General features: G+C 32.8%; 16 protein-coding genes. 8 read left to right on the top strand and 8 right to left on the bottom strand.

Annotated features, from left to right (window positions below; translation table 11 throughout):
• Positions 1–248: 248 nt before the first annotated feature.
• From ACIQXF_RS01805 to ACIQXF_RS01785, 5 genes are all read left to right on the top strand, one after another.
• Positions 249–1,019, top strand: coding sequence for a hypothetical protein (locus ACIQXF_RS01805; RefSeq protein WP_402778321.1), 771 nt, complete (start codon positions 249–251; stop codon positions 1,017–1,019).
• Positions 1,020–1,108: 89 nt separating this feature from the next.
• Positions 1,109–1,309, top strand: coding sequence for a hypothetical protein (locus ACIQXF_RS01800; RefSeq protein ID WP_402778319.1), 201 nt, complete (start codon positions 1,109–1,111; stop codon positions 1,307–1,309).
• Positions 1,310–1,580: 271 nt separating this feature from the next.
• Positions 1,581–1,751 carry a hypothetical protein gene (locus ACIQXF_RS01795; RefSeq protein WP_402778317.1) on the top strand — a complete coding sequence of 57 codons (171 nt, stop codon included), beginning with the start codon at positions 1,581–1,583 and terminating at the stop codon, positions 1,749–1,751.
• Positions 1,752–1,901: 150 nt separating this feature from the next.
• On the top strand, positions 1,902–2,186 hold the full coding sequence (locus ACIQXF_RS01790; RefSeq protein ID WP_402778314.1) for a hypothetical protein: 285 nt from the start codon (positions 1,902–1,904) through the stop codon (positions 2,184–2,186).
• 211 nt (positions 2,187–2,397) lie between these two features.
• On the top strand, positions 2,398–2,559 hold the full coding sequence (locus ACIQXF_RS01785) for a hypothetical protein (protein ID WP_402778311.1): 162 nt from the start codon (positions 2,398–2,400) through the stop codon (positions 2,557–2,559).
• 380 nt (positions 2,560–2,939) lie between these two features.
• Here the strand turns inward: ACIQXF_RS01785 and ACIQXF_RS01780 are convergent, their stop codons facing one another.
• Both ACIQXF_RS01780 and ACIQXF_RS01775 read right to left on the bottom strand, forming a co-directional pair.
• On the bottom strand, positions 2,940–3,437 hold the full coding sequence (locus tag ACIQXF_RS01780; protein ID WP_402778309.1) for a GNAT family N-acetyltransferase: 498 nt from the start codon (positions 3,435–3,437) through the stop codon (positions 2,940–2,942).
• A gap of 204 nt (positions 3,438–3,641) precedes the next feature.
• Positions 3,642–3,875, bottom strand: a complete 234-nt coding sequence (locus ACIQXF_RS01775; RefSeq protein ID WP_402778306.1) for a hypothetical protein — start codon at positions 3,873–3,875, stop codon at positions 3,642–3,644.
• 263 nt (positions 3,876–4,138) lie between these two features.
• Here ACIQXF_RS01775 and ACIQXF_RS01770 point away from each other — a divergent pair, with 263 nt between their 5' ends.
• Entirely contained in the window at positions 4,139–4,777 is a 639-nt protein-coding gene (locus ACIQXF_RS01770) for an NAD(P)-dependent oxidoreductase (RefSeq protein WP_402778303.1), read from the top strand.
• Positions 4,778–5,345: 568 nt separating this feature from the next.
• On the opposite strand, the gene ACIQXF_RS01765 is transcribed toward ACIQXF_RS01770, so the two are convergent.
• The 6 genes from ACIQXF_RS01765 to ACIQXF_RS01740 all read right to left on the bottom strand — a co-directional run bounded on the left by ACIQXF_RS01765 (position 5,346) and on the right by ACIQXF_RS01740 (position 10,312).
• Positions 5,346–6,041 carry a hypothetical protein gene (locus ACIQXF_RS01765; protein WP_402778300.1) on the bottom strand — a complete coding sequence of 232 codons (696 nt, stop codon included), beginning with the start codon at positions 6,039–6,041 and terminating at the stop codon, positions 5,346–5,348.
• Between the two features lie 455 nt (positions 6,042–6,496).
• Positions 6,497–6,871: a hypothetical protein gene (locus tag ACIQXF_RS01760; protein WP_402778297.1), complete on the bottom strand. Its 375-nt coding sequence runs from the start codon at positions 6,869–6,871 to the stop codon at positions 6,497–6,499.
• 109 nt (positions 6,872–6,980) lie between these two features.
• Positions 6,981–7,259: a hypothetical protein gene (locus ACIQXF_RS01755; protein ID WP_402778294.1), complete on the bottom strand. Its 279-nt coding sequence runs from the start codon at positions 7,257–7,259 to the stop codon at positions 6,981–6,983.
• Between the two features lie 777 nt (positions 7,260–8,036).
• Positions 8,037–9,176, bottom strand: a complete 1,140-nt coding sequence (locus tag ACIQXF_RS01750; RefSeq protein WP_402778291.1) for an IS110 family RNA-guided transposase — start codon at positions 9,174–9,176, stop codon at positions 8,037–8,039.
• A 560-nt stretch (positions 9,177–9,736) separates the two neighbouring features.
• The gene (locus ACIQXF_RS01745; protein WP_402778288.1) at positions 9,737–9,916 is read right to left on the bottom strand and encodes a sporulation protein Cse60; all 180 of its coding nucleotides are present in this window, start codon (positions 9,914–9,916) and stop codon (positions 9,737–9,739) included.
• A 225-nt stretch (positions 9,917–10,141) separates the two neighbouring features.
• Positions 10,142–10,312, bottom strand: a complete 171-nt coding sequence (locus ACIQXF_RS01740) for a hypothetical protein (protein ID WP_402778285.1) — start codon at positions 10,310–10,312, stop codon at positions 10,142–10,144.
• 444 nt (positions 10,313–10,756) lie between these two features.
• On the opposite strand from ACIQXF_RS01740, the gene ACIQXF_RS01735 reads away from it, so the two are divergent.
• The gene (locus ACIQXF_RS01735) at positions 10,757–11,071 is read left to right on the top strand and encodes a hypothetical protein (RefSeq protein ID WP_402778282.1); all 315 of its coding nucleotides are present in this window, start codon (positions 10,757–10,759) and stop codon (positions 11,069–11,071) included.
• Positions 11,072–11,457: 386 nt separating this feature from the next.
• On the top strand, positions 11,458–12,344 hold an 887-nt coding region (locus ACIQXF_RS01730), incomplete at its 3' end, for an IS4 family transposase (RefSeq protein ID WP_402778279.1).

Below are 12,344 nucleotides of genomic sequence, written 5' to 3'. Positions count from 1 at the left end.
CTTTAGTTAAATGATTTGTGAAAAAAGTTCTAGAGCAAATACTTTAGAACTGAGAACCGACCTGAGAGCAATCCATTGCCATCAAGTGTACGTCTTTCTGATTCTCGAATCGTCTGAGCGTTGTTCTACGAGACTTAATAAAGAACACGATAAAAAGTAGATACTTACTAAATTTTTGAATACATTGTATTATAAGGTTTGTAATTACAATTTATTCAATTTAACAAACCAAATCGGAGGAACAAAGCATGAGATTAAGCCTTATTCTACTCTTATCAATATTTTTAGTAGCTTGTAGTAATAATGATGGAGAGAAAACAACTGATCATCCAACTAATGCAGAAGCCACTAATAAGAACGATTTCCCAACAAGTAAAGAAGTATATGACTATGCTCAAAGTGAGTTTGATAGTCTGACAAACTCTGGTGACAACTATATTACTGAAAAACACGATGAATTAGTAATACAGAAAACTGCCCACTATTTTGACATTGATTATGAAACAGCTAATCAACTCTACATGGAAGAAGCTACAAGAAGAAAGGATGGAACAAAATTCAAAGCTACTACTGAACATTCTTCCGAAATGACGATGGAGTTATTTAAGTTACTACAGCCAAATATGACATATGAAGAAGTTACTTCTTTAACAAATCTAGAGGGAACTCTTGACCCCCTAATGTCATCTCCATCTGAAGGAATTGAATCTTATAAATACGATGGAGTAGGCTATTCAAGTCCTTCATTAATGTTCTTTGACGGTAAACTAGCAAATACAAGCCAAGCAGGTTTAATAGCCACCCCTGACCTTTCATTAGATGGTTATAGCCAACTTGTTAAAGGCATGTCACTTTCAGAAGTTATTTCTTTATTAGGAGAAGGAGAATATACAGGCTTTATGCACTCACCAAATAGTGGTTTATTGACAAGCTATACATACAAATTAAATAATCACTATATACAATTCGGATTTTATGATGAATTTTTATTTGAAGTTCCAACGCTTCCTACTAACTGATTTAAAAAGGACTTGTACTATAGGCAAGTCCTTTTGTTTTGCACTCACAATAATAAATCCAACTACTTAAAGAATCGGAGGATACTTTTATGAATAAAACTATTACTTTTATGGTTGATACTAAATATGAAGATAGAATACGAGAAACCTTTACTTTTGAAGAATTAGGTTTTGATGAGAATATGCACACTGAAGAAGTAAAAAAGGAAATCGATAAAATTTTTGAGTCTTGGGTTTGTGATAGACTCAATATTTCCTACAGTATTGTAATAGAAATGGGCAAGGATTGAGAAGAAACACTATTTTGAGTTAACAGGGCTATTATCCCCTTTTCAACACTCAAAACAATTGTTTATCACATATCAATTTAAGGGCATGTATGTACTATATACACAAGCCTTTTTCAGACAACCCGTGTAAATGATTCCTCTGCTCTGCAGAAACGATCAATCTATCTTTTTGCATATTTTCCATTTCTCCACCAACTCAAACTCTACTATGTTATGATTTCTTTATGAATAACATTTAATTTAGTTAAGAAAAGACAGGAGGATTTGTGTTATGAATAGTTTTAATAGTGGAGATATTTTATTTAGCTTTGTCTCGATTTTTGGATTGTTATTTTACATAGCTCCAATTATTTTTATAATTTGGTTTGCTATTAGTACAACTAAGCAATTAAAAATGCAAACAAAATTATTAGAAGAAATCAAAGAAAGTTTAAAACAATAACAATGGCTACTATCCCCTTTTCAGTAATCAAAACAATAGCCATTACACCTCAATCTTAGGGCTTGTATTATTGATTGCTATTAGTAGCGGTTTAGACGCGATCGACTCGATTTGTGAACTGCCAATAAGTTATTGAAGAGAGGGAATTATATGGATAAAAATAAGGGTATGGTAATTATTCTATCAAGTATTATATTTGGGGGCTGTTTTGTATTTGGCTCTTTTAAAATATCAGATGCTATTGATAGTTCTGGTTTAAATATATCTAGTTCAATAAATAATTCAGGGGATGTTATTAATGAAAATTACGAATTAGTCGTGAATGGTGGTTGGCTTTATTTATACGACAAAACTAATGGCCAAATATGGAAAAAACTCGACGACGATGACGGAACAGCAAACTGGGAAGTTGTAAAACATATTAATCAGAATTAGTAAGGGTACCATTTTCAATAATTCTACTCTCGAAACGATAATGAATTTTGACATATCCATCAATACAGGGCTTGCGTGTATATTTTCATGTACCCAAGTCCTTCCCTTATGTCCTCACAAGCTCGTTATCTTTTGTCATTAACTAATATGGTTTTTCAACTAACTGTTTAAGATACAAATCTTATAAAATAGAAAAAGGAGGATAAATCCTATGAATAGTACAACTAGAATTTTATTTTCGTCTCTTTTAGCAATGATTTTAGTTACGATTCTTGTTAGCGTAACAAATAATCAAATAGTTACTGCATTTGGTGTTTTTATCATCGTTTTTTCCTCGGTATTATTATTTAGTAAGAAAAGTTCGGAGAAATGATTGTTTATTACTCAAACATTATCTGTGCTCCAAACACTTGAGCATGCTTGTCATCAAGGCGAAACGATATAAACCATAAAATGAGAATTGTCCAACTACGAAAAATGATAGATTAGATCAATAGAACAGATTTCGTCTTTCTTTTTCTGCAAGTGCCTAATAACCATCTGATTGAACCGTAGAAAATGACCCACTGACAACGGCAATTGTATTGAGGTTGATATCGTCTGCTACCGCGTACAGGATAATAATCAGATTGAAAATGACCGGATAGCAATTACCATCCGGTCATTACTTATTTAACTATGCCAAAAAATTAAGTTCACATACGTCTAAGACAACCCCCACTCCCCTCCGATGGTTGAATAAAGTGTCGTTTGTTATTTGTGTAATTTATAACCCTCATATACCAATTGCCAATCAAGTGGCCTACTCATTCTGTTTTCAATTTGTCCTAATGGTTTAAATCCATATTGTGCGTAAAGAGAATGAGCATCTTTTGTAGCTAGTTGAAAATTTGTGCCTTTTAATTTAGGATGCTCTGTTACGATACTCATTAACCATTTGCTCAGTCCTTGCCCTCTATATTCAGGAAGTATAAAAACATCACCTATCCAAGAAAATCTAACAAGGTCGGACACAACCCTTGCAAAACCAATCTGTTTAGCAGCACTCTCATTAGGATTACCTTCGTAAACTCCATAACAAAGAATAGAATTTTCAATGGATGCTTCTACTAATTCTTTAGCAATTCCTTTTACCCAGTAAGAATCGTTATAAAGGAAGTTATGTATTAATGCCGTATCCAAAAAACTCTTATTGGTGCTGATTGTAAATCCATCATCATTCATCCATTCTGTTATATCATCCTTTAGCATCTTAATCCCCCCTAAATGAAATATGTATATTTATAACATTAATCATTTATTCATTCAATTTTTATAGAAAAAAATAAACATTGATGAAATCAGTTGTTTTAAAATATCAAGCATAGTAATTTGTTTTCGTTATGAAAATAGAATAAAACAAACAACCCATCCCAATCGTTAGCCTTCTAACAATCGAGATGGATTTAGGCAGCTTTAATTATCAAAATTTACCCAAACTTTATATCTGTCTCCGTCGTTCTCTGCATATACTCTGAAATCTTTCATACTAGCAAGTCTAAAAGCTAAAGAATAAGCTATTTTATAATCCGGTGTATCATAGCCATCATACAATCTTGCATAAATTTCGTTTCCTAATGAATCGGCCCATACATCAGCTTCGTTAATGCTATCGAATATGATATCCTCACTTTTCCATCTAATAGCCATCTGTTTATCTCCATATTGAAATATTTATTTTACTCTACATTTTAACTCAACAGCAGTGACCTCGGAAACACTTAATTCGGATGTTGATCTAAAATGAAAATATACTATATCGTTGGATTTAAGAGGTTTGTTGACAGTAATGCATCCCATCTCCTGGATCGACAGCACGTTCTATTAGATCACTATTAGTCGAATAACCAAATAATTGAAACCAAAAAAGATTTTAACCGTATACATATTAGTATGTTTATTTGGAGGCATTTATGGTTAATTCTTACAAGATTGCTATTATTGGTGGGACAGGGAAAGTGGGACGTCATATTGCTGCTAGAGCGTTAGAAAAAGGATATCAAGTCCGTATGTTGGTTAGAAACCCTGAAAAGTTAACGTTCAGAGACAGCAGGGTTGAGATAGTAGAAGGCAATGTACAAAATTCAGAAGATATTCGAAAGCTACTAAAAGATTGTCAAATAGTTATAAATACTTTTGGTCAACCTATCAAAGAAAAACAGATTTATAGCAGTGTAACTGAAAATATACTTGAAGTAATGACTGATTTACAAATTGATCGTTATATTAGTGTTACGGGTGGATCTCTAACTATTAATGGGGATAAAAAGAGCATTTTAAATAGAGTTGGGGCAAAGTTGTTTGAAATCATCTACTCTAATATGATGATAGATAAGAAGAAGGAATGGCTTATTCTAAACAATAATAAACGAATTAAATGGACTTTAATTAGGCTACCATTTATAGTTGATGGCACAGAAATAGGAAGCATAAAAGAAAATTTAACAGATATGCCAGGTACAAAAATAACTAATCAAGACATAGCGACTTTTATCATTAACCAAATTGAAAATCTAAAGTATGTACAAAAAGCACCATTTATCTCAAATTAATATAAAGTTTCCACTTCAACTAACCGGGGCATTATTTCAATAAGAATAGGACTTGTGTTTATGATTATCCCTCATATCTGCAAGTCCATTTGTTATGCTCCGCGATTGCATTGTTTTGTAGTACCAATAGGCTTGTTAAACGATCCTAAGTACATTTACCATTTTCCTACCAACTCACAATCTGTTATGTTATGCTTTCTTCATAGATAGAAATTTAGGTCAATTAAAAAGTGCAACAGGAGGTGCTATGTTTGGAGAAAAAAGTATCGACAGAAAAAGAATCTTTGGTAATTATCGGATTCATAAGTTCAGGAATTGGAGCATTTATCGGGTTAATGGCTTATGTTAATGAATGGTTTATTTAAGTTTTCCATATCTAAAGATAGAAGATAGTAATCAGAGCGTTTAGTCTTGCAAAATAAAAGACGACCACATGAATAAATCACACGTGGTCGATTAGGGTGTCTATATATTTTATTCATCACAATATTTTTATAGTGCCCTGCTTTAGATTGAACAAATGGATTAGAGTGGAAAGTATCGCTTCTAATAGAACCCTTGCTTCGTATCATTTTCTTTCCATTCTATAGATAATTTCATAACATAACTCATCTACCTTTTTTTCAAACTCTAATATTTCATCTAATGATTCATCCACTAATTTTTGTGCAATTTCTCTTTCTTCTTCTAGCGAAGCATATCCATTTGGATCGATTAAATCTTCCCCTTTTTCTTTAGCAATTACAAACGTCAAGAGTTTTTGCCCAGAAATTTGTCTTTCGTAAGCATCCTGTATCCCTTGTATTTCTCTATTTATAGTTTGCAAAGATGACATTTCAAAAGGAGATGAATTTTCAAATTTAGGTACCTGAAAGTTCTGTATTGCTTCTCCCACTTCTGTATATGCATTATCCTGTGTCATAATAGCTTCATTTAAATCGATTTTCCCTTCATTATAAAACATTCTTGCATCAATACTTTTCCCCACATGGGTGCTAAAGTTGGCATCTATTACCTCAAATAAAAAATCATGTAAATAATCATATAATTCCTGTCCCACAACTTCCTCTTTATTTGGTATCTTTACGTATTCACCATCAATAAACGTTTCAAAGTTACCTTCCTTTGATGGAATTTCATTCTTACTTCCCTGATGGTTTCGTTCATTATTTTCACTGTATTCCTTATATTGGAAATACACTAACGTCCAAATACCTATACATAGAAGAACTAATAGACTTAAAAAAATTAATAACTTCTTCATTACATTTCTCCCCATTACAATCAAATCTTCCAATAATATTCTGTATATACTTTATCTTTCATTGTAAAGTAGTAGTTATGATTTGGAAATATAGGGATGCAAAAAGATTTTATTCTTTTAGTATCGTTTTCTGTTATTGCTATAAATTCGAGTACACAGAAAGAAATGGCAGCTCCATCACCTGCGTACTCAATACTTGGAATAACAAACGACAGTTAATACACATTAGGTAATAAATTTTCCTATGAAGCCGTTAAATCCAAAACTGCTATGTCTAGGCCATCCACAGAATAAGAAATGAGCGTGCCAATAATTCCAATTACTCCAGCTATCCATTTCTCCACTTTCTTATTGCAATATAAAAAGAACACGCAATTACGTATCCTTTTAAAATCAAGAGTATTTAAAAACTAACCTTGTTTGAAAGATTAATTGAATTTATTAAATTAATTCAATTAATCCAAATATCTAACCTCTTGAACATTTGCCGAAATACTTTTCAAACCTAGTTCTTTTGCTAAAACCGCTCGATGATTACCCGAACCATTTACTACTAAATCGCCATTCGGAAACTTTAAAATATCTAATGTAGACGCCTTAATCGGACACATATCCCAACCACCAAACAAATCTATGTTTTGCTTAAGTCTTTGCATCTTAAAATCTTCTAAGATTTCTGGAAAACTATACGGATAAGTAATACCAATGATTCGAGAAGGATCGATTTCTTGTATCCACATATTCACAGTTTCAACTACTCGATGACGATTTTTAGATATAAATTTTTCTATAACTTTCTCTGAATTTAAAATTGCTCGCACCCCTTTCAACTATTTGGTCGCCTTAAGTCGCCTCTTTTTTAATTAACAATAATTAAGACCACCCATCAAGGAGTAGTCTTGTCATTATTTGTTTTAGTAAGGCTCTGTAAAAAAAGATTTACGGTTCACTAATCCCCATTGCTAATAGTAATAGATAAGCAACTGCCAAGATAACCACATTTCCAATAAGGCCAATGATTGGAAGAATAAGTCGTTTAGACATTAACCAAGAGAATATAGCAAATAAAATACCTAAAATAGATAAAATGCCATAAATATTGATAATAAAATATATATCAGCACTTGGTCCTCTTTCTATATAGAAAAAAATGATACTTATTATTATAAGTACTATAGATGTAATACCTAAAACGTTCCCTACTTTTCTTTTATTCAAGACTATAAAACCTCCTTCACTTAATTATCTCTTATCTCCTTTTAACACTAGAAGTTAATAGCAATAAAAAATGTTAGAATTTTCAACTGCTACACCTACAGTTTTATAATACCTCATACCACTTTCATTTGGAAATCTATATCCATTTACCATTCCAACCAATTATCTAACGATGGTTCACCATGCACAATTGATTGTGGAAGAATATCACGCTCGTTTACCCAAAGGTACTGGACGCTACCTATTAGTTGTTTCTTCTATACATAACTTCACTTTAGAACGTTCTACAGCCCTGTTATATTGCCACTGAAAATTTTCCAAAAGATTGTTGCTTTTCAACTAACAATGCAGAATGATTAAACAATCATAAATGAAATATTTGAGTTAGATTATAATAATTAATTTTTCTTAATAAAATTTCGTTCTAAGAGTTTTCTACTCTGTTATTGTAACTGCCAATCTCATCCGTTGCCAATTTTCCATTTTTATACCAATCATTACTCTGCTATGTTACAATTCTTTATAAATAGAATTTTCAGTCATCAAAAGGAAGGGCTGTTCAGAGAGTGCGTATGATTATGAAGATAATTAACTCAATTATAGGAATTATCGTTATTATTGTTGGTAGCTTTTTTCTGTGAAAATAAATAATGCCTTTGTTTTTTGAATATTATTAAGTGGACTAGGTCATTCTATAAATAACGAAAAAAGCCAATGAGAAAGCAAAGGTACCTGTCGGAAGGTATCTTGGTTTATAACTTTTGGTTTTTGGTTAAACTAAACCAATTGTGGTTCTTTATATGGCTCCTTGTTCAGTAGCATGGAGTAAATAATTCGAAGCATTCGATGCGAAATCGCAACGAGTGCTTTTTTCTTGCCTCTTCGTGCTGCGAGTGACCAATATTTGTTCGCTAACCAACGATTTCGACTTCTTGAAACTGCCCAAGCTGCCTCACACATGGCCGATTTAATGTGTGGATTTCCCTTAATAGAACGCGTACTTTTTCTTTTTCCTGCACTCTCATGATTACCAGGAGATACGCCTGCCCATGAAGCAAGGTGTTGTGATGTGGGAAACTGATCCATGTTTACACCAATTTCTGCAATGATAACTGCAGCAGTATCTTTTTTTATACCTGGAATTGTAATTAATAATTGAAGTTCTTCATGATAATTTTGTAATAGTTGATCAATCCGTTCTTCCATTTCTAAAATCAATGACTCCAAATATTCAATGTGTCGCCAAGATTGGCGAATAAGAAATATTTGATGTTCATTGAGTGTTCCAAATAAAGAATCGGTAATCAATTGTTTTTTAGGGGCTAACCTTCCATGAATATTCTTTTCGACATCGGCTTCATCTACGTAACCTTGTTCAATTAATCGATTTAGTAATTTACGCCCTGATACGCCAAATACATCTGAAATCACAGTACTTAGTTTGACATTTGAACTTTCTAATACTTTTTGAATGCGATTCTTTTCAGAAGTTAAATGGCCAATCCACTTTTTCCGAAGTCTTGTTAAATCTCTGAGCTCTCGAATCTCCACGGGTGGAACAAAACTCTTTTCAATCAAGCCATGACGTAATAACTTCGCAATCCATTCTGCATCTGAAACGTCTGTTTTTCTGCCAGGAACGTTTTTGATTCGTTGGGCATTCGCAAGTGTAATATCAAAAAAGTCCTCCAAAATATTAAATACAGGTTTCCAATACACACCCGTACTCTCCATCGCAATATGTGTAACTTCATGGCTTTCTAACCATTTCAATAGACGAAACAAATCTTTCGTGAGCGTAGGGAAAGTTTCTGTTTCTTGATATACTTCGTTTTCGTGTCTCCCTTTTAAAACGCAAGCAACAATTGTCTCAGAATGCACATCTAAGCCTGCACAATTCTTAATAAATACCTCCATAAAAATCACTCCAAACAAAAAAGATCACAAACAGTGAGTGAATTTGAAAATAAGCATTTTTCTGTACGTAGTCATCCTACTATCAAGTGGAGCTAACAAAGGGTTGAACACCAAATTCACTCAAACAGTTTTATGCCCAGGGTCTAAGCCACCAAAAAAAGCCGCGTCTTACATCCTGTTTGTGTCACTACCATTATGGACAGGAGGAACTTATTTTCATGCCAGGGTTGGGAGAAGAAGCTCATGATTGTGTGTATTACTGTCGATAATGAAACTTTCAAAACGCTAAGTTTTAAAGTTATTGGATGTTTGATTTTATTAGGCGGCACGTTTTATCTTAAAAAAATAGCAAAATTCGGGAAGCAATAAGGGAACTACTATCAAAACAATAGGCCCTTATCATCAATCTAAGGGCTTGTGTGTATGATACTGTATTTTATTGTCTGTAAACTTTCATTTTTGTTTTATTTAAATATCTGAACAGCCGCCTCCCTATTTCACGGGAATCATCATAAGAAATATGAATGATAATTAAAAGCCACACCTTGTTAGATGTGGCCTTAATTAGTTTTATAAACAATAAGTGCTGTATATGTTTTAGTGTTGTTACTATATACAACAGTAGAAAACTTTATATCAATGAATGTTCCTTCTTGTAAATAATCTAAGTATGTATTTACTTTGTCTTCTATATCAGCTGAATCCTTGGCTTCAAGAATTTTAGTTCTTATTTCTGCCACTTTAATCCCCCCTATCTAGCTATATCATAACGCAAATGTAATATACTGTCATTACAAAAGGAGACTACCAATTTAGTAGCCTCTCATACTTTTTTTGTAAGGAAATTTTGTTTAAGCATTTCGTGCACTTTTGTTATTACTTCACAAGATCAATTTACTACAGATCTTTATGAACTTCGCTGTGTTAGGAAGTTCAATATATTGAATACTAGAAATTTCGATCTTCTACACAAGCACAAAAACAACAAAATAAACTAATGCTGTAGGTACTGCGTAAGAAGATATACCCTTTAAACTCCATTTGTCTTCATCATTTAACCAAAGATAAATAAACAATGTTATCATGCCAATCCCAAAAGCATTCATAATAATATTTAATAATCCAATAATCCACATCTCCTTTTCTATCCTTTACTTTTACATTAATATATTCTTCCTACACAAAGCCCATGCTAACCGCTTGGCTGTTTTATCAATTAATACATTGCGTTTGCGTTGCACTTTATTGCGCGACACATACAATCAATCTGCAATGTCTTCTTATAATCATCAAATTGCATCCAATACCTTTCGATTATTTGTAAATCAATATGGGGTAACGTAGGCATACGCAGCACTTACCTTGTTTCTTAATTTTGGACAAACTTTTTACTCATCATTGGCTCACCATCAGTAATGCTGAGTGTTTTTAAATGTGGATTTTTATTATTTATCACTCAGTATTTTTATTAAAATCCAATAAGTTCACTTTAAATATCAATGACATACAAATTTATTCTTTAGTGACAACAATAGGTATTATTGATATATTAATTACATATATAGAAAGGAGATGTTGTAATGAAAGGTCTCTCAACTACATCACTTATACTTAGTATTATTTTTTTCTTCATGGGATTTTATAGATTATTTTTCTATTCGAACCCTGAATCCAGGATACTTGAATCACGCAATGCCTGGGTTGGCGGAGATGCTTATAATTACATAATTAACGGTACTCAAGCGACTGCATACTTTGTATTGTTTGCTGCTTTTTTTATAGCATTTGTATTAATAAAAATCGCATTACATTTGCAAGACACTATAGAGTCGTCGCATAGAGCAACTAGTAGAAAACTAATAGATGAATACAAATTTATTAACAATAAAGAATAATAAATATATCTAATATTTTCACGTTAGACCAGGCATATTTTTATGAACCTGGTCTTTTGTGTGAAAGAATCTAATTTTCCTTTCCATTTTCGTCCTATCCTTAAAATGTTCGCTTATTCTCAATATTTTAGGCTCTCTACAAACATTCCTAGAATAGCTGCCTCTAACGCTACAACCATCATGTCGTTGAATTACTTGCACTTTTTTTAATAACAAGATACTTCAACAACATTGATTTATCAACGTTTTACACTTTTTAAATTACATCTTAAATTGTCACACGTGTTGATTATCTAGTTTCTCCCAATAAAAATTAAATAAAAAGAGAGATTCTCATGTAAAATTGTTAGTTACCACACAAACAATTACGAAATGAGGAATCTCTCTTGAACCAGAATAACACGATTTTTACGCTCATTCAAAACTTTCTTTCAGAGGCAGAATGGCAATCCATCCTAAACGAATTCGATTATGTAGAAACAGCACGAAAATGTACGGTTCCCACGCTCATTTCGTATTTAATTGGTGCTGCAACGAACGAGTGGAAAAGTTTACGCCACGCAGCGGATGTGGGTCCAAGTAATGGTCTTGTTTCGGTGAATCATTCATCGCTTTCTAAACATTTAAAAGTACTTGATTATGGTATCATCAAACGTATTTTTGAAGTGATTGTAGGGAAGCTCAATCGTGCAGCTCGTCGTCAATTGAACATGCCGAAAACACTGTTGGCTATTGATTCAACTACAATTACAGTAGGCAAAACACGTTTACCTTGGGCTGTCTATCACGGCGAACGTTCAGGAATCAAATTACATGTTAGTTTTACTAATGAAACCACGATGCCCTTAAAAGTCGTAGAAACAACCGGTTTAAAACATGATGGTCCCATTGGAGAAATCCTGGAAGATAAAAGGTTTATCCTTGTTTGTGACCGTGCCTACTTTTCTATTGATAAAGTCGATCGTTACCTAAACGAACATCAACATTTTGTGTTGCGCTTAAAAGACAATGTGCAATTAAATCGCAAAAGATCTCTCCAAGGTAGTCGTACCAACGATTCCAATGTGACAGCTGATTTTACTTGCACACTTGGGACACCACAAAAACAAACGAAAAAGCGCCATCGTGTCGTTCAATTCATGGATCATGAGGGGAAAGAAATACATGTCGTGACAAGTTTAATGGATATCACTGCAGAAGAAATTGCCAACATGTATAAGTCTCGTTGGGCGATTGAAAGTTTTTTTCGTTGGATTAAACAAAACTTGAACGT

The organism is Lysinibacillus sp. NPDC097231 (genome assembly GCF_044761885.1).
Taxonomy (GTDB): domain Bacteria; phylum Bacillota; class Bacilli; order Bacillales_A; family Planococcaceae; genus Lysinibacillus.
The sequence above is the reverse complement of the archived record's forward strand: the minus strand, read 5'-3'. Positions and strand labels throughout refer to the sequence as shown.